Source organism: Mycolicibacterium arcueilense, assembly GCF_058536225.1.
Map to the genome: position 1 here is coordinate 96,912 of NZ_JBZTYL010000007.1, position 21,170 is coordinate 118,081.

A 21,170-nucleotide genomic window follows, 5' to 3' on the forward strand; every position below is an offset into this window, starting at 1 on the left:
AGCGTCGGGTGCCGGTACGCGCGCAATCGAACACCTAATCAAGCAAGCGAAAGAGTTGGGAAGACTTCCGTGGCACAGGACGTGCTGACTGACCTGAACAAGGTCCGCAACATCGGCATCATGGCGCACATCGACGCCGGCAAGACGACGACGACAGAGCGCATCCTCTATTACACCGGCGTCAACTACAAGATCGGTGAGACGCACGACGGTGCCTCCACCACCGACTGGATGGAGCAGGAGCAGGAGCGTGGTATCACCATCACCTCCGCAGCCGTCACCTGCTTCTGGAACAACAACCAGATCAACATCATCGACACCCCCGGGCACGTCGACTTCACCGTTGAGGTGGAGCGCAGCCTGCGTGTGCTCGACGGTGCCGTTGCCGTCTTCGACGGCAAGGAGGGTGTTGAGCCCCAGTCCGAGCAGGTGTGGCGTCAGGCCGACAAGTACGACGTGCCCCGGATCTGCTTCGTCAACAAGATGGACAAGCTCGGCGCGGACTTCTACTTCACCGTGCAGACCATCAAGGACCGCCTCGGCGCCAAGCCGCTGGTGATCCAGCTGCCGATCGGTGCCGAGAACGACTTCGAGGGCATCATCGACCTGGTCGAGATGAACGCCAAGGTGTGGCGCGGCGAGACCAAGCTCGGTGAGAGCTACGAGACCGTCGAGATCCCCGCGGATCTGGCCGACAAGGCCGCCGAGTACCGCAGCGAGCTGATGGACACGGTCGCCGAGACCGACGAGGCGCTTCTGGAGAAGTACCTGGGCGGCGAAGAGCTCACGATCGACGAGATCAAGGGCGCCATCCGCAAGCTGACCGTGGCCAGCGAGCTGTACCCGGTGCTGTGTGGCAGCGCGTTCAAGAACAAGGGTGTGCAGCCGATGCTGGACGCCGTCATCGACTACCTCCCGTCGCCGCTGGATGTCGAGTCCGTCAAGGGCCACGTCCCCGGCAAGGAGGACGAAGAGGTTCTGCGCAAGCCGTCCACCGACGAGCCGTTCGCCGCGCTGGCGTTCAAGATCGCCGTGCACCCCTTCTTCGGCAAGCTCACCTACGTCCGCGTGTACTCGGGCAAGGTCGAGTCCGGTGCGCAGGTCATCAACGCGACCAAGGGCAAGAAGGAGCGCCTGGGCAAGCTGTTCCAGATGCACGCCAACAAGGAGAACCCGGTCGAGTCGGCCTCCGCTGGTCACATCTACGCCGTGATCGGCCTGAAGGACACCACCACTGGTGACACCCTGTGCGATCCGAACCAGCAGGTCGTGCTGGAGTCGATGACCTTCCCCGATCCGGTGATCGAGGTGGCCATCGAGCCCAAGACCAAGAGTGACCAGGAGAAGCTGGGCACTGCGATCCAGAAGCTCGCCGAAGAGGATCCGACCTTCAAGGTGCACCTGGATCAGGAGACCGGCCAGACCGTCATCGGCGGTATGGGCGAGCTGCACCTGGACATCCTGGTGGACCGCATGCGTCGCGAGTTCAAGGTTGAGGCCAACGTCGGTAAGCCGCAGGTGGCCTACCGCGAGACCATCCGCCGCAAGGTGGAGAAGGTCGAATTCACCCACAAGAAGCAGACGGGTGGCTCCGGCCAGTTCGCGAAGGTGCTCATCGACCTGGAGCCGTTCATCGGCGAGGACGGTGCCACCTACGAGTTCGAGAACAAGGTCACCGGTGGCCGCATCCCGCGCGAGTACATCCCTTCGGTGGATGCCGGTGCGCAGGACGCCATGCAGTACGGCGTGTTGGCCGGCTACCCGCTGGTGAACATCAAGGTGACGCTGCTTGACGGCGCCTACCACGAGGTCGACTCCTCGGAAATGGCGTTCAAGGTGGCGGGTTCGCAGGTGCTGAAGAAGGCTGCTCAGGCGGCCCAGCCGGTCATCCTGGAACCCATCATGGCTGTCGAGGTCACTACACCCGAGGACTACATGGGTGACGTGATCGGCGACCTGAACTCCCGCCGTGGTCAGATCCAGGCCATGGAGGAGCGCAGCGGTGCGCGTGTCGTCAAGGCGCAGGTGCCGCTGTCGGAGATGTTCGGCTACGTCGGCGACCTTCGGTCGAAGACCCAGGGCCGGGCTAACTACTCCATGGTGTTCGACTCGTACGCCGAGGTTCCGGCGAACGTGTCGAAGGAGATCATCGCGAAGGCGACGGGTCAGTAAGCTCGTCGCGGCAACTGTCGCGGCTCACAACTGAACACATCATCATTGCTTTAACCAAAGCACCAACAAGTCCAGGAGGACACCACAGTGGCGAAGGCGAAGTTCGAGCGGACGAAGCCGCACGTCAACATCGGGACCATCGGTCACGTTGACCACGGCAAGACGACGCTGACTGCAGCAATCACCAAGGTTCTGCACGACAAGTACCCCGATTTGAACGAGTCGCGCGCATTCGACCAGATCGACAATGCGCCTGAAGAGCGTCAGCGCGGCATCACGATCAACATCTCCCACGTGGAGTACCAGACCGAGAAGCGGCACTACGCCCACGTGGACGCCCCCGGTCACGCCGACTACATCAAGAACATGATCACCGGTGCCGCCCAGATGGACGGCGCGATCCTGGTGGTCGCCGCGACCGACGGCCCGATGCCGCAGACCCGCGAGCACGTGCTGCTGGGCCGTCAGGTGGGTGTGCCCTACATCCTCGTGGCGCTGAACAAGTCGGACATGGTCGACGACGAGGAGCTCCTCGAGCTCGTCGAGATGGAGGTCCGCGAACTGCTGGCCGCCCAGGAGTTCGACGAGGATGCCCCGGTTATCCGCGTCTCCGCGCTGAAGGCGCTCGAGGGCGACCCGAAGTGGGTCAAGTCGGTCGAGGACCTCATGGAGGCCGTCGACGAGTCGATCCCGGACCCGGTTCGTGAGACCGACAAGCCGTTCCTGATGCCCGTCGAGGACGTCTTCACCATCACCGGTCGTGGCACCGTGGTGACCGGTCGCGTCGAGCGTGGCGTGATCAACGTCAACGAAGAGGTCGAGATCGTCGGCATCCGCCCGACCACGACCAAGACCACCGTCACCGGTGTGGAGATGTTCCGCAAGCTGCTCGACCAGGGCCAGGCGGGCGACAACGTCGGTCTGCTGGTTCGTGGCATCAAGCGCGAGGACGTCGAGCGTGGCCAGGTTGTGGTCAAGCCCGGCACCACCACCCCGCACACCGAGTTCGAGGGCAGCGTCTACATCCTGTCCAAGGACGAGGGCGGCCGCCACACGCCGTTTTTCAACAACTACCGCCCGCAGTTCTACTTCCGTACCACGGACGTGACCGGCGTGGTGACCCTTCCTGAGGGCACCGAGATGGTGATGCCCGGTGACAACACCGACATCTCCGTCAAGCTGATCCAGCCCGTCGCCATGGACGAGGGCCTGCGCTTCGCGATCCGCGAGGGTGGCCGTACCGTCGGCGCCGGCCGCGTTACCAAGATCGTTAAGTAACGATCTGACCTAGCACTGCGAAAGCGGCGCTCACCTTCGGGTGAGCGCCGCTTTTGTATTTCCGGTGTGTTCTTGCTGGGTCCGGTGTAACGCCTGTGATAAGTGAGACGATCTTTATTGCATAGGTGAGCTACACGGGTTGGGGACACACATGGCGCGACGGATATGGGCAATGGCCTCGGTGGCTTCGGCTATCGTGCTGGCCGGGACGGCGGTCGGGTTTGCGGCGGGCGCGGCGCAGGCCGCGCCGGGATGCCCGGACGTGCACTGGATCGGCGTCGCCGGTTCGGGTGAGCGTGACGATCCGACGGTTGATGCCGGCATGGGCCGGGTGGTCTACAACTCCCTTCGTGATCTGTCCCAGTGGGTGCAGCAGGACGGTCGGACGATCACGGCCGAGGCGGTGGCCTACCCGGCGGCGCCGGTGCCGGCGGACGGCGATGTGCTGGGCTGGGGCGGTTTCATGAGCAGTGTCGACGCCGGGGTGGCGGCGCTGGGCAACCAATACGCGGCATTCACCCAGCAGTGCCCCTCCAGCGAGGTCGTGCTGGCCGGGTATTCGCAGGGCGCGATGGTCGTGCACCGCAATCTGGCCGGGTTGGCGGGCAGCCCGAATCTGGCTGCCGCTCTGTTGGTCGCCGACGGTGACCGCCTGCCGGCCGATCCCACCGTGAACCTTGGCACGGCCACCGCAGTGAGCACCAGGAAGGGTGTAGCGCAGGACTGGCCGATCCTGGCTCATGCTCCGGGCCCGATGTCGCCCTCGGTCGGCAGTCGCACCATCAGCGTGTGCGATCGCGGTGACGCGGTCTGTGATTACGATTCGGACGCCGACGAGGTGACCGCCACCGCGATAGCCGTGCACACCAGCTACGCCCGTTCGAGCGGCGGTGGCTACCGCTGGACCTGGCCGCTGTACCGGATGCTGGGCCCCTCACCGATGCAACAGCAGACCGTGCCGCTGGGCGGCCCGACGGATGGAGTCGTTCACTCCTGATCTCGGCGGCTGTTGGCGCTAGTCTGATGGCGCCCAACCGACGGCAGGAGCCTGCGATGTCCACATTCCTGCGGTACTTACGCATTCAGGCCTTCGTGCTGATGTGTGGCATCGTCGGCCCCATCTTCCTGGTCATCTACTTCGTCGCAGGCGGCGATCCGATGATGAAATGGATGTTCTGGATGGGCCTGTTGATCACCGCGATCGACATCCTGATAGCGCTGGGGATCACGGCGGCCGGCTCGAAATCGGCGGCGCAGAACGAGAAACTCGAACAGGTCGGTGTGCTGGCCCTGGCCCAGGTCACCGGCATCCACGAGACCGGCACCCGCATCAACGAGCAGCCGCTGGTGAAGCTCGACCTGCAGATCTCGGGACCCGGCATCGCGCCATTCGCCACCCAGGACCGGGTGCTCGCCTCGGTGTCGCGGCTACCGATGATCACCAACCGCAAACTGGTCGCCCTGGTCGACCCGACCACCAACGAGTACCGGATCGATTGGGAGAGAAGCAGTCTGGTCAGCGGTCTGATGCCCGCGACGTTCACGATCGCAGAGGAGAACAAGACCTACGACCTGACCGGTCAGTCCGGCCCGCTGATGGAGATCCTGCAGATCCTCAAGTCTCACGGCATCGCCATCAACAACATGGTCGATCTGCGGGCCAACCCGGCGGCCCGCGAGCAGGTTCAGGCCGTCGTGCGGCGCGCGGCCGCGCAACAGGCGCCGGCACCTGCGCCTTCGGCTGCCGCACCTGCGGCAGCTCCGTTCATGGCTCCACCGGCACCGTCGACAGCCCAACGGCTCCAGGAATTGGAGACGCTACGTGCGACGGGCGCCATCAGCGAGGATGAGTACACCTCGAAACGACAGCAGATCATCGCCGATCTCTGATCAGGCGGTGGATGAACCCGCGCAGGCCCCGGTGACCAGCCCCGATCGGCGGTCTTCCCACTGATCGGTATCGGCCAGGAACACGTTCTACTTCTGCTGTTAGCCTGTGGCGAGGCTCACTGAAAGGACCCTGGGATGGCGGCAGGTAACGGAACACTGGAAGGTCGCGTGGCATTCGTCACCGGCGCTGCCCGCGGACAGGGGCGCGCGCACGCGGTGCGGTTGGCCAACGAGGGTGCCGACATCATCGCGATCGATGTCTGCCGGCCCGTCGACGGCACGATCACCTATCCGGCCGCGACATCGGAGGATCTGGCCGAGACCGTCGCCGCCGTGGAGGCCGCGGGCCGCAAGGTGCTCGCTCGCGAGGTCGACATCCGCGACCTGGCGGCCCAGCAGCAGGTGGTGGCCGACGGCGTCGAGCAGTTCGGCCGGCTCGACGTCGTGGTGGCCAACGCCGGTGTACTCAGCTGGGGCCGGTTGTGGGAGCTGAGCCCCGAGCAGTTCGACACCGTCATCGACGTCAACCTCAATGGCACCTGGCGGACCATCCGGGCCGCCGTGCCCGCCATGATCGAGGCCGGCAACGGCGGATCGATCATCATCGTCAGCTCCTCGGCCGGGGTGAAAGCCACCCCGGGCAACGGTCACTACGCCGCCTCCAAGCACGGACTGGTGGCGCTGACCAACACACTGGCTCTCGAGGTGGGCGAGTTCGGCATCCGGGTCAACTCGATCCATCCCTACTCGATCGACACTCCGATGATCGAGCCGGAAGCCATGGCCGAGATCTTCTCCAAGTTCCCGAGCTTCCTGCACAGCTTCGCCCCGATGCCGTATCACAAGGTGACCGACGGCAAGAACGAGGGACTCGCCGCGTTCATGGCACCCGAAGAGGTCGCCGACGTGGTGGCCTGGCTGGCCGGCGACGGTTCGGCCACTCTGTCGGGCAGCCAGATCGCCGTGGACCGCGGCGTGCTCAAGTACTGACCGCGCTGGCTCAGCCCGGCAGCACCAGGACCGGAACCGGGCTGTGCCGCAGGATCTTTGACCCGTGCGAGCCCAGGAAAACCCGGGCAACCGCGCCGCCGGGCGAGGTTCCGATCGCCAGGATCTCGCCCTCGATCCAGTCGATGGCGTCGATCGCCTCGCTCCAGTCGTTGCCGGTGACAACCTTCAGATCGACGTCGTCGCCGATCACCTTTTCGTCTCTGAGCCGGATCATCGCCTGCTGGGCCTGTTTCACCCACTCCTGCAGGATCGCGTCCTCGGCATGCAGCCCGACGGTCGGTGGGTACATGTTGCGTCCCCGCACTGCGAATGTCGCCAGGCGCATGGGCGTAGCCAGTCGCCGGCTCAGGTCGGCGACCTGCCGAACCACCGCCACCGCTTCGAGCGAGCCGGGATAGGCACACGTGATGCGTGCCAGCGCACCAGATTTCGGCCGACGGTACCCGCGCGGGCTGATCGCCAACGGAACCGGGCAGCAGTGCAGCAGCCGGTCGGCGGTCGAGCCCACCACCACTTGGCCCAATCGGCCTTCGGCCGCCGAGCCGAGTATGAGCAGCTCGGCGTCCAGTTCGGCGACGGCGTCCAGCAGCCCGCCGGAAACCGACCGGTGCGCGAACTTGTGGAAGCTGACGTCGAGACGATCGTCGAGTGCGGACACGGTTTGCCGCGCCTGCTCGGCCGATGACGCTGCCAACTGCGCTGCGTACTCGGCATATTCGGCGTCGACGCGCGCCGGTGACGGGTTCAGCCACGGCCGCGGTACGACGGTGGCCACGGCCAGTGAGGTGTTCAGGGTGCGGGCCGCGCCGACTGCGAGGTGCAGTGCTGACGCTCCGCCCTTGCCTGCCAGATACCCGACGACGACGGTCATCGGCTGTCCTCGGTTCCGGGCGTGGTCATGACGTCGTCCTCACCGGCCGCCGCGCCCGGGATATAGCCGTCGCCGCCGTCGTTCAATGCGCTGTGATGGCGGCTCCACAGCAGGTAGAACGCCAGGACGAAGGCGACCCAGATGCTGAACCAGAGCCAGGTGATGTGTGGCAGGCCGTAGAGCACGAACAGGCAGGCCAACACCGAAAGGACCGGTGTCACCGGGTAACCGGGAACCTTGAAGGCCCGCGGTAGATCCGGTTCACGCACCCGCAGGATGATCACCCCGACCGACACCACGATGAATGCCACCAGGGTGCCGATCGACACCAGGTCCCACAGGTAGTCCAGCGGCACCAATCCGGCCAGGGTGCCGGTCACCGCGGCGACCACGATGGTGTTGTTCACCGGAGTCATGGTGCGCGGGTTCACCTTTGCGAACATCGGCGGCAGCAGGCCGTCGCGTCCCATCGCGAACAGGATGCGGGTCTGGCCGTACATCACCACCAGGGTCACCGAGAAGATCGAGATCACCGCGCCCATGGCCAGCACCGTGCTGGCCCAGGTCTGTCCGTGCAGGATGTTGGTGAGCATCACCGACAATCCGGCCTCGGACTGCTCGTCGGAACCGAATTCGTCGGCGGACTGCGTGCCCAGGCCGGCGAACGCCACCAGGATGTAGATGCTGGTGACGACGATCAGCGCCCCGAGGATCGCCCGCGGCATGGTCTTTTGCGGGTTCTTCACCTCGTCGCCTGCGGTGGATACCGCGTCCAGGCCGATGAACGTGAAGAAGATGGTGCTGGCGGCGGCGGTGATGCCGGTGAATCCTTTCTCCCAGAACCCGGCGAAGTGATCGGTGGTGAACGCGGTGAACGCGATGGCCACGAACATGCCGAGCACACACAGTTTGAGGAGCACCATGACGGTGTTGACCGCGGCGGACTCGCTGGCACCGCGAATCAGCAGGAGCGCACACATGAGGATCAGGACCGTTGCCGGCAGGTTGATCAGTCCGGGGTTGTCGCCCCAGGGGGCCGCAGAAAGGGCGTGTGGCAGCCGCCAGCCGAAGAGGTTGTCCAGCAGTTGATTGAGATAGCCGCTCCAGCCGACCGCGGTGGCCGACATCGAGACGCCGTATTCGAGCAGTAGGCAGGCGGCGACGCCCATCGCGATGAACTCGCCCATGGTGGTGTAGGCATAGGAGTAGGTGGAGCCCGAAACCGGCACGGCCGCCGCCATTTCCGCGTAGCAGATGGCCGACAGCCCCGCCGCGATGCCGGCCACCACGAATGAGACCAGCACTGCGGGACCGGCTTTGGGGACGGCCTGCTGCAGCACGATGAAGATGCCGGTGCCGACGGTGGCGCCGACGCCGAACAGGGTCAGCTGGAATGTGCCGATACTTCGTTTGAGGTGGTCGGACGCGCCGTGGGCGACAGGTGCTCCGATGACCGGCCTGCGCCGCAACATCTGGCTGGTCAGGTTGTTGGCTGGGGCGGACATGGTGCCTCCTTGCGGCCGGTCAACCGATTATCGGCGCGCCTCGGCCAGGGTGTCAGCGAATTGGTCAACGGCCCAGTCGAGCTCGTCGGCGGTCACCACCAGGGGTGGGGCGAACCGCAGCGTCGATCCGTGGGTGTCCTTCACCAGCACGCCGCGCTCGGCCATCGCCAGGCCGAACTGCTTTCCGGTGCCCAGATCCGGGTCGATGTCCACCCCTGCCCACAGGCCCAGGCCACGCACGGCCGTCACCCCGTCCCCGATCAACCCGGTGAGCCGATTGTGCAGCTGCTCCCCGAGTTTGGTTGAACGGAGCTGGAATTCGCCGCGGCGCAGCATCCCCACCACGGTCGTGCCGATGGCGGTCGCCAGGGGATTGCCGCCGAAGGTCGAGCCGTGTTCGCCGGGGTGCAGCACACCGAGGACGTCGCGGTCGGCAACGACTGCGGACAACGGCACCACGCCGCCGCCCAGGGCCTTGCCGAGCAGGTACACGTCGGGAACCACACCCCAGTGATCGCAGGCGAAGGTGCGCCCAGTGCGGGCCAGGCCGGACTGGATCTCGTCGGCGATCATCAGCACGTTGTTGCGGGTACAGATGTCGCGGACACGTGGCAGGTAGTCGGCGGGCGGGACGATGATGCCCGCCTCTCCCTGGATCGGCTCGATCAGGACGGCGGCCGTGTTCTCGTCGATCGCGTCGGCCAGCGCCAGATGGTCGCCGAACGGCACCGAGCGGAAGCCGGGCGTGTAGGGCCCGAACCCGCGGCGGGCGGTGTCGTCGTCGGAGAAGCTGATGATGGTGGTGGTGCGACCGTGGAAGTTGTTGTGCGCTACGACAATATTCGAGCTGTCGGCTTTCACACCCTTGACGTCGGTGCCCCACTTGCGGGCCAACTTGATACCGCTCTCCACAGCCTCGGCGCCGCTGTTCATCGGCAACACCATGTCTTTCGTGCACAGCCCGGCCAGGGCCTCGGCGAACGGCCCGAGCCGGTCGGAGTGAAAGGCGCGGCTCACCAGCGTCAGCCGGTCCAGCTGAGCGTGGGCGGCGGCGATGATCTCCGGATTGCGGTGACCGAAGTTGACCGCCGAATAGGCGGCCAGGCAATCGAGATAGCGGCGGCCCGTCACATCGGTGATCCAGGCGCCTTCGGCGCTTTCGGCAACTACGGGCAGTGGTGCGTAGTTGTGGGCGACGTGGCGATCGTCGAGCGTGATCGCGGCGGCGGTCGCAGGGTCCGGGGTGGCCTGGTTGTCCACCCTGTCCAGCATGGTCATCGATATCGCTCCAGGGTGCAGCATTTGACGGATCCGCCGCCTTTGAGGAGTTCGGACAGGTCGACGCCGATCGGCTCGAAGCCGGTCCGGCGCAGCTGGTCGGCGAATCCCGTGGCGGCGGCAGGCATCACGACGTGCCGGCCGTCGGACACGACATTGAGGCCGAGGACGAAGGCGTCGGCGGAGCCCACTTCGATCGCGTCGCCGAACAGTCCGGTCAGACGCTTTCGGGCCTCGGCGCTGAAGGCCGGGGGATGGTAGGCGATGGTCGAATCATCGAGTACCGCCAGCGCGGTGTCGAGGTGATAGAACCGCGGGTCGACGAGTTCGAGGCTGACCACGTCAAGGCCGGTAACGGCCGCGATCTCGTCGTGGGCGTGTCGATCGGTGCGAAAACCGTATCCGGCCAACAGGGTTGACCCCACGAGCAGCAGGTCGCCCTGGCCCTCGTTGATGTGATCGGTGAACACGGTCCGGTAGCCGGCGGCGGTCATCCACTCGGCGTAGGCGTCGGCCTCACCGGCGCGCTGGGGGTAGGCGAAGCGGGCGACTACGGCGGTGTCGCCGATCAGGAAGCCGCCGTTGGCGGCGTAGACCATGTCGGGCAGACCGGCGCGCGGGGTCACCAGGTCAACGGTGTGGCCCAGATCGGCGTACACCCGGCGCAGCGTTTCCCACTGTGACAGTGCGAGCGCGGTGTCCACGGGGGTGGCGGTGTCCATCCACGGGTTGATGGCGTATTCGACGGTGAAGTACTGCGGGGCGGTCATGGCGTAGTGGCGGTTGGTCGCGGTCCGCGCGGGTGGCACTGCGGTCCGGGTCGGTGCTGCGACCCCGGCTGCGGGCGCAGTCTCAGGCATGACTTCATCGAAAATCGTCATGATTCGACGATATGAAGCGGCTGTGACGCAATCAATCGTTCCCTGTTGCGTCTAGGGCAGGGATATATTGCATGAACCGCCATATTGCGGCGGTTTGTTGCGTGGAGGTCGACATGGAGCGCCTGGACGACACCGACGAACGGATCCTGGCCGAACTCACCGAGAACGCCAGGGCGACATTCGCCGAGATCGGACAGCGCGTGAATCTGTCGGCTCCTGCGGTGAAGCGCCGGGTGGACAGGATGGTGGCCGACGGGGTGATCCGCGGCTTCACCACCGTGATCGACCGCAACGTGCTGGGGTGGCGCACCGAGGCTTACGTGCAGGTGTTCTGCCAGGGCACGATCGCCCCGGATCAGTTGCGCGCGGCCTGGATCGACATCCCCGAAGTGGTCAGTGCGGCAACGGTCACCGGTACCGCCGACGCGATCCTGCATGTACTGGCACGGGACATGCGCCACCTCGAAGAGGCCCTGGAACGCATCCGCTCGACGGCCCGGATCGAGCGCAGCGAGAGCATCGTGGTGCTCACCAACGTCATCGACCGGGGCCGGTCGTGACGGAGGTCATCGGCCTGCGCAAACGTAGGGTGCCCTACAACGTTTAACCCCGATCGTGTAAAAACCCCACGTGACTACTTCAACGGGATCTGCAGCGGGCATCGTCATCGTCGGCGGCGGCCTGGCTGCGGCCCGGACGGCCGAACAGCTGCGCCGGTCGGAGTACGCCGGGCCCATCACGATCGTCAGCGACGAGGACCATCTGCCCTACGATCGGCCGCCGCTGTCCAAGGAAGTGCTGCGCGCCGAGACGGACGACGTCACCCTCAAGCCGGCCGAGTTTTACGCCGAGAACAACATCACGCTGCGGCTCGGCTCCGCCGCGCAGTCGGTGGACACCGCCGCCAAGACGCTGAAGCTGGCCGACGGCAGCGATGTCGCCTACGACGAGCTGATCATCGCGACCGGACTGGTGCCCAAGCGCATCCGCTCCTTCGGCGACCTGGCCGGAATCCACGTGCTGCGCAACTACGACGAGAGCATGGCGCTGCGGGAGCACGCCGGTAAGGCCCGGCGGGCCGTCGTGGTCGGTGCCGGCTTCATCGGCTGCGAGGTGGCCGCGAGCCTGCGCAAGCTCGATGTCGAGGTGACGCTGGTGGAGCCGCAGCCCACCCCGCTGGCCTCGGTGCTGGGTGAGCAGATCGGGGCCCTGGTGACCCGGTTGCACCAGGCCGAGGGCGTCGACGTGCGCTGCGGTGTGGGGGTCAGCGAAGTGCGTGGCGCCGACAAGGTCGAGCAGGTCGTGCTGGGCGACGGCACCGAACTCGACGCCGACCTGGTGGTCGTCGGCATCGGCTCGCACCCGGCGGTCGAGTGGCTCGACGGCAGCGGGATCGCGCTCGACAACGGTGTGGTGTGCGACGAGGTCGGCCGCTCCAGCGCCGCGGGCGTGTGGGCCATCGGCGATGTCGCATCGTGGCGCGACCACGTGGGTGACCAAGCGCGCGTTGAGCATTGGAGCAATGTCGCCGATCAGGCGCGGGCCATGGTGCCGGCGATCCTGGGCCAGGAGGCCTCGCCCGTCGTGTCGGTGCCGTACTTCTGGAGCGATCAGTACGACGTCAAGATCCAGTGCCTCGGTGAGCCCGAGGCCGACGATGTCGTGCACGTGGTCGAGGACGACGGCCGCAAGTTCCTGGCCTTCTACGAGCGCGACGGTGTCGTGGTCGGTGTGGTCGGCGGCGGCATGCCCGGCAAGGTGATGAAGGCCCGCGGCAAGATCGCCGCGGGCGCGCCCATCTCCGACGTCTTGGGCTGATCTTCTCCGCGATTTGGGTACGTCCGGTAACGGTCAGCGTTACTGGCCGCACCCAAATCGCTCTAGACCTGGCCGAGGTAGAACCGGACACCCTGGTCGTCGGTGCACTCGGCCATGAAGCCGTAGTCCTGTCGTGACGGCTGCTGCAGCACGGTGCCGCCGGCCTCGCGGACCCGGGCGACCGCGGCGTCGATATCGGCGACCGTCCACATCGGCACCGCGGTGGCACTCTCGGCACTGCCGGCCACCCCCGCCATCGGCTGACTGCCCTGGACGCCCCAACCGTCGGTGATCCGGCCGGGCTCGAAGGTCCAGAAGAACAGTCGGCTGTAGAACTCCTTGAATGCCGTCGAGTCGGGCACCTCGTAGGTGAGGTACGAAAGCTCGCCTGGCCCTGCGCCGTTCAGTTCCGGCCTCGGCGTGCCCGGTGCGGGCAGGAATACCGCGAACGGGGTGCCGGCCGGATCGGTGGCGTCGAGCACGGTGCCGAAGTCGAATTCCTGGGTCTGGCCGGGTTGACCGCCGCCGGTGAGGATCGCCTGGCGTGCTCCGTCCAGATCGGTCACCGCGTAGCAGCAGAACAGGTTGGCGGCGCCCGCGACGCTGAAGATGCCGACGGGCTGTCGCGTGTTGGTGACCTGGCCGGTGGCGGGGTCGTAGGTCCAGCCCAGCACGTGGCCGTAGAAGGCCGCGGCCCGTGCGGCGTCGGGGGCCCACACGGAGACGTATCCGACGTCGCCGTGCTGGATGGGGACCGCGGCTCCGGTCGCAGGCCCGGACAGCATCCAGCGGTGTCCGGACGGGTCGATGATCGCCGCGTTGCGGGTGCCGTAGTTCTCGTACGGTTCCCGCTGTACCTGCGCGCCCAGCGTGCGGGCCCGTTCCAGTGCCGCGTCGGTGTCCGGGACCTCCAGCATCAGGCTCACCGAGTTGGCATGGGGTGCAGGCGCTTTCAGGCCGATCTCTGGATATTCGTCGGCCAGGTAGAACACCCCGCCGGCCAGTGCGAGTTCGGCGTGGCCGATACGGCCGTCGTCCATCACGATCGGCTCACCGACCTGAACGGCTCCCAGCGCGTCGATGTACCAGGCGATCGCGGCGCGGGCGTCGGGCACCGCCAGGTAGGCCACCACGGCGGACCGGGTGGGAGCGGCAACCGCCGCGGGCTTGTTGAGTTCGGCGATGGCAGTTTCGGTTCCACTCATGTCAACTCCTTCGGTGCGTTCGGGAAGGGTGAGCGCCGCTTCCAGCCGCGCGCGCAGCCGGGCGGCGAACGCCGGGTCGGGGGAGACCGGTGGGTCGTCGCCGCGGAGCACGGTCAACGGATCGTGGCTGTTGATCACGACGTCCCTCCCTCCGGTGTCGGGTACTGGGCTCTGAAGGCTCGGCGGGCCCGGACCAGCAGGGCCTCGGTGGCATGCACCGTGCGCCCGATCAGCTCGGCGCATTCACCCACCGAGCAGTCGTCGAGGTAACGCAGGGCGAGCACGGTCCGGTGCTGTTCGGGCAGCCGGGCCAGAACCGCTTCGGCGACAATGCGATCCAGTTCGGCGTCCCAGTCGTCGGCCGGATCGACCGGTTCGGGCAGTTCGGCCACCGGCACCGTGAACCGGTCGTGGCGGCGGCGGTAGTGGTCGGCGAGTTTGTGCCTGGCCACCCCGATCAACCAGGGCACCGAGATCGGCGGCGGCGACGGTCTGCGGGCCGCGTCCATGGCGGCCAGGAACGTCTCCGACGTCAGGTCCTCGGCGGTTCCGCGGTCACCGCAGCGGCGTACGAAGTAGCCGTACACCGCCGGCAGGGCCTCGTCGTAGCACCTCAGCAGCGCCCGCGGAGCGTCTGTTTCGGCGCTCACACCCCTATCGTCGCCGCCGGGCACCGAACTCCGACGGCCTTGGGCGAAGTTTTTTCGCCGGAAAACCATTGGCGCCGGTCAGGGGAGGTGCGTCATGGTGGTCGGCGTGGTGGACGTCGAGGCATTCAAGCGGGACGGGTTCGTCAAGGTCGAACAGGCCGCGCCGGCCGAAAACGCCGATGCCGCCCGGGATCTGCTTTGGACGCAGATCGGACTGTCTCCGGATGAGCCCGCGTCGTGGACGAGCGCGGTGGTGTGGACGGCCGATCTGACCGGCGCCGGTCCGTTCCGGCAACTGGTGGACAACGCAGCGCTCACCGATGCCCTCGACGCGATCTGCGGACGAGGAGGTTGGCTGCCGCGTGGGGCCCTGGGCAACATCCCGGTGCGGTTCCCGGTGGATCCGCCCGCAGAGGACCGGGGCTGGCACGTCGACGCCAACACCCCGCTGCCGGGCGGGGAGTGGGCGGTCAGCGGGCGTCCGCACACCGTCCTGGTGCTGACCCTGCTGTCCGAGGTGGGACCCGACGACGCGCCGACGCGGATCCGGGTGGGTTCGCATCGCGAGGTCGCCCGGGTGCTCGGGCCCGATCCCGTCGAGTTCATCGAGGCCGGTGCCTTGGTGGACGCTGCCGCCCGAGCCTGTCCGGTGGCCCATGCGACGGGCCGGCCCGGCGCTATGTACGTGCTGCATCCGTTCACCGTGCACGCCGCCGATGTACATCGCGGTAGCGCACCGCGTTTCATGTCGCAGGCGCCGATCATGCTCACCGAGAGGCTCGGTCCGCAGGGGCCCGCGGCACTGGCTGCGGCGTGGGACGGGTTACTGCGGGGCTAGCGCTTCCAGACCCGGGCGCGCCACTTCGAAGGCCCGGCCGATGGCGTCCGGCAGTGCGACGGACTCGTCGGCAAGCCAGTGTTCGTAGGCCGAGAGCGCGACTCCGAGCATCAACCATCCGACGGTCTGGGGCATCAGGTCCCCGGGGGTCGCGCCGATGCGTTGTGCCACGTAGGTGGCGATGACTTCACGCCATCCCGCGTACATCGTCATCGAATATGCCTGCAGCCCTGCGGTTTCCAGGATGACGCGCATACGCAGGCGGTGTTGGGCCATCTCCTGGGTGTCGTAGGTGTTGAACGACAGCAGTGCTTCGCGCAGGGCCTCGGCCAGCGGGATTTCGGAGCTCAGCGCGGCGAGGAGATCGCGCAGGTGCTGCAGGTGGGCGTCGAAGTCTCCCCAGGGGATGGCGTTCTTGGAGGCGTAGTAGCGGAACAGCGTGCGTCGCGCGATGCCGGCGGCTTTGGCCACGTCGTCGACGCTCACCTCGTCAAAGCCGTGGGCGGCGAACAATGCCAGCGCGACGTCGGTGATGTGGTCCTGCGTGGTGGACGGGCGCCTGCCGACGCGGGGCCCGGATCCCTGCCGCATAGAACCCGCCCTTCCATTTGTGCACTCGATGCCATATTCTTGCGACTCAGGTCACAATTGTCGAGACCCACAGTTACAGGAAAGGTGCGATTCATGGATCAGAACCCGCAGGCCGAAACCGAAACCCAGCTCGTCACCGAGACGCTCGTCGAAGAGGTCTCGATCGACGGTATGTGCGGGGTTTACTGACCGTGTCTACACAGGTTGCCGATACGGCCGGGCACGTCGGCGTCGTCTTCGACCCGAATGTCAGCTGGCGGTTGCACCACCAGGTGGCGGTGCGGCCGGAGCCGTTCGGTGCCCTGCTGTATCACTTCGGAACCCGCAAGCTGTCGTTTCTGAAGAACCGGACGGTCGTCGAGGTGGTCAACTCACTGGCTGACCACCCCGACGCCCGGTCCGCGTGTCGCGCGGTCGGTATCGCCGACTCCGACCAAGGCCCTTACCTGCACGCGCTGAGCGTGCTGGTGTCCTCGAAGATGCTCATCCCCGGGAATCCACAATGACTTCTGTTGCGCCCGCGCGCACGCCTGTTCCAAGGCTCGTCGAGCAGTTCGAACACGGACTCGACGCCCCTATCTGCCTGACCTGGGAGCTCACCTACGCCTGCAACCTGGCGTGTGTGCACTGCCTGTCCTCGTCGGGGAAGCGCGATCCACGTGAACTGTCCACACAGCAGTGCAAGGACATCATCGACGAGCTGGAACGCATGCAGGTGTTCTACGTGAACATCGGCGGCGGGGAACCGACTGTGCGCCCGGACTTCTGGGAACTCGTCGATTACGCGACCGCCCATCACGTCGGCGTCAAGTTCTCCACCAACGGGGTGCGCATCACGCCCGAGGTGGCTGCGAAACTCGCCGCCAGCGACTACGTCGACGTGCAGATCTCCCTGGACGGCGCCAATGCCGAGGTCAACGATGCCGTGCGCGGCAAGGGCTCGTTCGACATGGCCGTGCGCGCTCTGGAAAACCTTGCCGCCGCCGGCTTTTCGGATGCCAAGATCTCGGTGGTGGTCACCCGCCACAACGTCGATCAGCTCGACGAGTTCAAGGCGTTGGCAGACCGCTACGGTGCCACGCTGCGGATCACGCGGCTGCGCCCGTCGGGCCGCGGCGCCGATGTCTGGGATGAGCTGCACCCGACCCCGGACCAGCAGCGCCAGCTGTACAACTGGTTGGTCGCCCACGGTGAGCGGGTGCTGACCGGTGACTCGTTCTTCCACCTGTCCGGGCTGGGTGAGCCTGGTGCACTGGCCGGGCTGAACCTGTGCGGTGCCGGCCGGGTGGTCTGCCTGATCGATCCGGTGGGCGACGTCTACGCCTGCCCGTTCGCCATCCACGACAAGTTCCTCGCCGGAAACATTCTGGAAGACACCGGTTTCGGTGCCGGCTTCCAGAACGTCTGGCAGTACTCCCCGCTCTTCCGCGAGCTCCGCGAGCCCCAGTCGGCCGGCGCCTGCAGCGGCTGCGGGCACTACGACGCCTGCCGCGGCGGCTGCATGGCAGCCAAGTTCTTCACCGGTCTGCCGATGGACGGGCCGGATCCCGAGTGCGTCGAAGGCTGGGGCGAACCGGCCCTGGCGGCCGAGCGCATCAAACCCAAGCCCAGCGGCGATCACTCCCGCGGCACCAAGCAGGGCCCGGTGGCACTGAAGTTGCTGACCAAGCCGCCGGCCCGCATCTGTAACGAAAGTCCGGTGTAACTCCATGGCTCGTGATACCTGGTTCGAGACCGTCGCCATCGCCCAGCAGCGGGCGAAGAAGCGGCTGCCCAAGTCCGCCTACTCGTCGCTGATCTCTGCCAGCGAGAAGGGCGTGACGGTCTCCGACAACGTGGAGTCGTTCGCCGAGCTCGGTTTCGCGCCGCACGTGGTGGGTGCCACGGAGAAGCGTGAGATGGCGACAACGGTGATGGGGCAGGACATTTCGATGCCCGTCATCATCTCGCCGACCGGCGTTCAGGCCGTCGACCCCGACGGTGAGGTGGCTGTCGCCCGAGCCGCCGCAGCCCGCGGCACGGCCATGGGGCTGTCGTCCTTCGCCAGCAAGCCCATGGAGGAAGTCACCGCCGTCAACGACAAGATCTTCTTCCAGATCTACTGGCTCGGGTCGCGCGACGAGATCGCCGAGCGCGTCCAGCGGGCCAAGGACGCCGGCGCCGTCGGGCTCATCGCCACGACCGACTGGAGCTTCAGCCACGGCCGCGACTGGGGTAGCCCGAAGATCCCGGAGCGAATGGACCTGCGCACGATGCTGCGGATGTCTCCGGAGGTGCTCACCAAGCCGCGCTGGCTGTGGAGCTTCGGTAAGCACCTGCGTCCGCCGGACCTGCGGGTGCCGAACCAGGGTCGCGCCGGCGAGCCGGGGCCGACGTTCTTCGAGGCCTACGGCCAGTGGATGGGTACCCCGCCCCCGACCTGGGAGGACATCGCCTGGTTGCGGGAGCAGTGGGGCGGTCCTTTCCTACTCAAGGGCATGGTGCGGGTCGATGACGCCAAACGTGCCGTGGATGCGGGTGTTTCGGCGATCACGGTGTCCAACCATGGCGGCAACAACCTGGACGGCACGCCCGCGGCGATCCGCTGCCTGCCCGCCATCGCCGACGCGGTGGGGGATCAGGTCGAGGTTTTGCTGGACGGCGGGATCCGTCGGGGCAGCGATGTCGTCAAGGCCGTGGCGCTGGGCGCCCGGGCCGTCATGATCGGCCGGGCCTATCTGTGGGGTCTGGCCGCCAACGGCCAGGCGGGTGTCGAGAATGTGCTGGACATCCTGAGCGGCGGCATCGACTCCGCGCTGCGCGGGTTGGGCAAGTCGTCGATCCACGACCTGACGCCGGAGGACATCCTGGTTCCGGAGGGCTTCACCCGGACCCTCGGTGTGCCGCGCGCCTGACACGCTGACGTTCACCTTGAGGTGCAGCGTGACAGGGGTGGCGGGAGAGACGTACGTGATGTTCACGACCGGTGCCGGGAAAGCTACGGCAAATCAATTGCTGCCTGTGCTCCAACAATTGGCGCACAGTAGGTGAATTGGGCCTACCATCGGCACGTGGCTTTCCCCAGCGGGCTCGGGAACTCAACGTCGAGACAGCTACGCAGCATGTCGCCAATGTTGATCGTCCCAGTGGGCTCTACCGAGCAACATGGTCCGCACCTGCCGCTGGACACCGACACGCGCATCGCCGCCGCGGTCTCGCATGCGCTGCTCGAGCACCTCGATGACGCGTCGTCCGGTGACTGGGTGGTCGCGCCGCCCGTCCACTACGGCGCCAGTGGCGAGCACGAGGGGTTCCCCGGAACGGTGTCGATCGGCACCGCAGCTCTGCGGTCGTTGCTGCTGGAGTACGGGCGTTCCGCATTGAGCTGGGCGTCGCGTCTGGTGTTTGTCAATGGTCACGGGGGGAATGTGGAGGCGCTGGCCGCTGCGGTGGCCCTGTTGCGCCAGGAGAGCCGCGACGTCGGCTGGGTCCCGTGTATCGCCGCGGGCGCCGACGCACACGCGGGGCATACCGAAACATCTGTATTGCTACATATTTCGCCCGGCGATGTCTGGGCTGACAGCCTGGCTCCCGGGAACACCGCCCCGCTGGCCGAGCTCATGCCGGCCATGCGCAGTGGCGGGATTGCGGCCGTCAGCGAAGTCGGGGTACTGGGTGACCCGACAACCGCCACGGCTGCCGAGGGGGAGCGTATCTTTGCTGAGATGGTCAACGGCTGCGCCGGTCGGATACGGCGGTGGCAACCGGACCGGAACGGATTGCTGACATGACCGGACCGAGGCTGCCCGACGGTTTTGCCGTACAGGTGGATCGCCGTGTCAAGGTGCTCGGGGCCGGCGCCGCCCTACTCGGCGGGTCGCCGACCCGGTTGCTGCGGCTGGCTCCGACGGCGCAGACCATGCTCAACGGCGGCCGTCTCGAGGTCCACGACGCGCAGAGCGCGCAACTGGCCCGGACTTTGCTCGACGCCACGGTCGCCCATCCCCGTCCGCCCAGTGGTCCGTCCCACCGTGATGTGACGGTCATTATTCCGGTGCGCGACAACGTATCCGGTCTGCACCGGCTCATCTCGGCGTTGCGGGGCCTTCGGGTGATCGTGGTCGACGACGGCTCGGCGGTTCCGGTCTCGCAATCAGAATTCGCCGGGATGCACTGCGACGTGCAGGTGCTCCGGCACTTCCGCAGCAACGGCCCGGCGGCCGCCCGCAACACCGGCCTCGCCGCGACGGAGACCGATTTCGTGGCGTTCCTCGACTCGGATGTGGTGCCGCGGCGCGGGTGGCTCGAGGCGTTGCTCGGCCACTTCTGCGACCCGGCCGTGGCGCTGGTCGCACCCCGCATCGTCGGGCTGCACACCGCTGACAACGTGGTGGCCCGGTACGAGGCGGTGCGTTCGTCCCTGGACCTCGGGGTGCGGGAGGCGCCGGTGGTGCCCTACGGCTCGGTGTCCTACGTACCCAGCGCGGCGATCATCTGCCGGCGCGCGGCGCTGGCCGCGGTGGGCGGCTTCGACGAGACCATGCAGTCGGGTGAGGATGTGGACCTGTGCTGGCGTCTGGTCGAAACCGGGGCCCGCCTGCGGTATGAGCCCATCGCGCTGGTTGCCCATGATCACCGGACAGATCTGCGAGAGTGGTTCAACCGCAAGGCTTTCTACGGCACGTCGGCAGCGCCGTTGACAGTCCGGCACCCGGGCAAGACAGCCCCCGTGGTGATCTCCGGGTGGACGTTGATGGTCTGGCTGCTGCTGGCGATGGGGTCGTGTTTCGGCTACCTGGGCTCGGTGGTGATCGCGATCTTCACCGGCCGGCGCATCGCGCGGTCCCTCAGCGCGGTCGACACCGAACCCACCGAGGTCGCCGCGGTGACCGCGCGCGGGCTGTGGTCGGCGGCTCTGCAGCTGTGTTCGGCGATCTGTCGGCACTACTGGCCGGTCGCCCTCGTCGCCGCCCTGATGTTCCGACGGGCCAGACACGCGGTCCTGGTGGCCGCGGTGCTGGACGGCGTGGTCGACTGGGCGACCCGACGCGGCAATGCCGACGACGACACCAAGCCCGTCGGTCTGCTGACCCACATCCTGCTCAAGCGTCTGGACGATCTCGCCTACGGGATCGGCCTGTGGACCGGTGTGGTGCGGGAACGTCAGCTGGGCGCGCTCAAGCCGCAGCTGCGGAGCTAGCCC

The 21,170-nt window shown here is 66.8% G+C and carries 21 protein-coding genes; 14 read left to right on the top strand and 7 right to left on the bottom strand.

All coding sequences use genetic code 11. The annotated features are described in order from the left end of the window. The first annotated feature begins 69 nt into the window (after positions 1-69). The 5 genes from fusA to AC4LGL_RS04585 all read left to right on the top strand — a co-directional run bounded on the left by fusA (position 70) and on the right by AC4LGL_RS04585 (position 6,330). Positions 70-2,172: an elongation factor G gene (fusA, locus tag AC4LGL_RS04565; RefSeq protein WP_055110021.1), complete on the top strand. Its 2,103-nt coding sequence runs from the start codon at positions 70-72 to the stop codon at positions 2,170-2,172. 87 nt (positions 2,173-2,259) lie between these two features. Further along, the gene (tuf, locus tag AC4LGL_RS04570; protein WP_491837825.1) at positions 2,260-3,450 is read left to right on the top strand and encodes an elongation factor Tu; all 1,191 of its coding nucleotides are present in this window, start codon (positions 2,260-2,262) and stop codon (positions 3,448-3,450) included. A 172-nt stretch (positions 3,451-3,622) separates the two neighbouring features. Beyond that, positions 3,623-4,447, top strand: coding sequence for a cutinase family protein (locus AC4LGL_RS04575; RefSeq protein WP_491837826.1), 825 nt, complete (start codon positions 3,623-3,625; stop codon positions 4,445-4,447). 56 nt (positions 4,448-4,503) lie between these two features. Next, positions 4,504-5,340: an SHOCT domain-containing protein gene (locus tag AC4LGL_RS04580; protein ID WP_491837827.1), complete on the top strand. Its 837-nt coding sequence runs from the start codon at positions 4,504-4,506 to the stop codon at positions 5,338-5,340. 135 nt (positions 5,341-5,475) lie between these two features. Next, positions 5,476-6,330 carry a mycofactocin-coupled SDR family oxidoreductase gene (locus AC4LGL_RS04585; RefSeq protein ID WP_491837828.1) on the top strand — a complete coding sequence of 285 codons (855 nt, stop codon included), beginning with the start codon at positions 5,476-5,478 and terminating at the stop codon, positions 6,328-6,330. 10 nt (positions 6,331-6,340) lie between these two features. Here AC4LGL_RS04585 and AC4LGL_RS04590 read toward each other — a convergent pair whose 3' ends face one another. From AC4LGL_RS04590 to ddaH, 4 genes are read right to left on the bottom strand one after another with little or no spacing between them, the layout of a single operon-like run. After that, entirely contained in the window at positions 6,341-7,222 is an 882-nt protein-coding gene (locus AC4LGL_RS04590) for a universal stress protein (protein WP_491837829.1), read from the bottom strand. Next, entirely contained in the window at positions 7,219-8,727 is a 1,509-nt protein-coding gene (locus AC4LGL_RS04595; protein WP_491837830.1) for an amino acid permease, read from the bottom strand. The genes AC4LGL_RS04590 and AC4LGL_RS04595 overlap by 4 nt, the downstream gene beginning before the upstream one ends. A gap of 27 nt (positions 8,728-8,754) precedes the next feature. After that, positions 8,755-10,005, bottom strand: coding sequence for an ornithine--oxo-acid transaminase (rocD, locus tag AC4LGL_RS04600; protein ID WP_491837831.1), 1,251 nt, complete (start codon positions 10,003-10,005; stop codon positions 8,755-8,757). Then, a complete protein-coding gene (ddaH, locus tag AC4LGL_RS04605; protein ID WP_491837832.1) occupies positions 10,002-10,886 on the bottom strand; it encodes a dimethylargininase in 885 nt (294 codons plus the stop codon). Before ddaH ends, rocD begins: the two co-directional genes overlap by 4 nt. 113 nt (positions 10,887-10,999) lie before the next feature. Here ddaH and AC4LGL_RS04610 point away from each other — a divergent pair, with 113 nt between their 5' ends. Together AC4LGL_RS04610 and AC4LGL_RS04615 are read left to right on the top strand one after the other, a co-directional pair. After that, complete coding sequence (locus tag AC4LGL_RS04610; protein ID WP_064895307.1) at positions 11,000-11,446, top strand: Rv2324 family transcriptional regulator; 447 nt, start codon at positions 11,000-11,002, stop codon at positions 11,444-11,446. 70 nt (positions 11,447-11,516) lie between these two features. After that, positions 11,517-12,704: an NAD(P)/FAD-dependent oxidoreductase gene (locus tag AC4LGL_RS04615; protein ID WP_491837833.1), complete on the top strand. Its 1,188-nt coding sequence runs from the start codon at positions 11,517-11,519 to the stop codon at positions 12,702-12,704. A gap of 62 nt (positions 12,705-12,766) precedes the next feature. On the opposite strand, the gene AC4LGL_RS04620 is transcribed toward AC4LGL_RS04615, so the two are convergent. Further along, positions 12,767-14,047, bottom strand: coding sequence for a VOC family protein (locus AC4LGL_RS04620; RefSeq protein ID WP_491837834.1), 1,281 nt, complete (start codon positions 14,045-14,047; stop codon positions 12,767-12,769). After that, positions 14,044-14,559, bottom strand: coding sequence for an RNA polymerase sigma factor (locus AC4LGL_RS04625; protein WP_064932872.1), 516 nt, complete (start codon positions 14,557-14,559; stop codon positions 14,044-14,046). Before AC4LGL_RS04625 ends, AC4LGL_RS04620 begins: the two co-directional genes overlap by 4 nt. Positions 14,560-14,653: 94 nt before the next feature. Here AC4LGL_RS04625 and AC4LGL_RS04630 point away from each other — a divergent pair, with 94 nt between their 5' ends. After that, a complete protein-coding gene (locus AC4LGL_RS04630) occupies positions 14,654-15,397 on the top strand; it encodes a phytanoyl-CoA dioxygenase family protein (protein WP_491837835.1) in 744 nt (247 codons plus the stop codon). Here AC4LGL_RS04630 and mftR read toward each other — a convergent pair. Further along, a complete protein-coding gene (gene mftR, locus AC4LGL_RS04635; RefSeq protein ID WP_491837836.1) occupies positions 15,383-15,988 on the bottom strand; it encodes a mycofactocin system transcriptional regulator MftR in 606 nt (201 codons plus the stop codon). The two genes, AC4LGL_RS04630 and mftR, sit on opposite strands and share 15 nt — an antisense overlap. A 93-nt stretch (positions 15,989-16,081) precedes the next feature. Between mftR and mftA the strand changes: the two genes are divergently transcribed. From mftA to mftF, 6 genes are all read left to right on the top strand, one after another. Then, positions 16,082-16,177, top strand: a complete 96-nt coding sequence (gene mftA, locus AC4LGL_RS04640; protein ID WP_003881928.1) for a mycofactocin precursor MftA — start codon at positions 16,082-16,084, stop codon at positions 16,175-16,177. 2 nt (positions 16,178-16,179) lie between these two features. Beyond that, a complete protein-coding gene (gene mftB / locus AC4LGL_RS04645) occupies positions 16,180-16,494 on the top strand; it encodes a mycofactocin biosynthesis chaperone MftB (protein WP_055110001.1) in 315 nt (104 codons plus the stop codon). Next, on the top strand, positions 16,491-17,693 hold the full coding sequence (mftC, locus tag AC4LGL_RS04650) for a mycofactocin radical SAM maturase (protein ID WP_491837837.1): 1,203 nt from the start codon (positions 16,491-16,493) through the stop codon (positions 17,691-17,693). Before mftB ends, mftC begins: the two co-directional genes overlap by 4 nt. 4 nt (positions 17,694-17,697) lie before the next feature. After that, positions 17,698-18,882: a pre-mycofactocin synthase MftD gene (gene mftD / locus AC4LGL_RS04655; protein ID WP_055109998.1), complete on the top strand. Its 1,185-nt coding sequence runs from the start codon at positions 17,698-17,700 to the stop codon at positions 18,880-18,882. A 132-nt stretch (positions 18,883-19,014) separates the two neighbouring features. After that, entirely contained in the window at positions 19,015-19,758 is a 744-nt protein-coding gene (gene mftE / locus AC4LGL_RS04660) for a mycofactocin biosynthesis peptidyl-dipeptidase MftE (RefSeq protein ID WP_491837838.1), read from the top strand. After that, positions 19,755-21,167 carry a mycofactocin biosynthesis glycosyltransferase MftF gene (mftF, locus tag AC4LGL_RS04665; protein WP_491837839.1) on the top strand — a complete coding sequence of 471 codons (1,413 nt, stop codon included), beginning with the start codon at positions 19,755-19,757 and terminating at the stop codon, positions 21,165-21,167. Before mftE ends, mftF begins: the two co-directional genes overlap by 4 nt. Positions 21,168-21,170 lie beyond the last annotated feature (3 nt).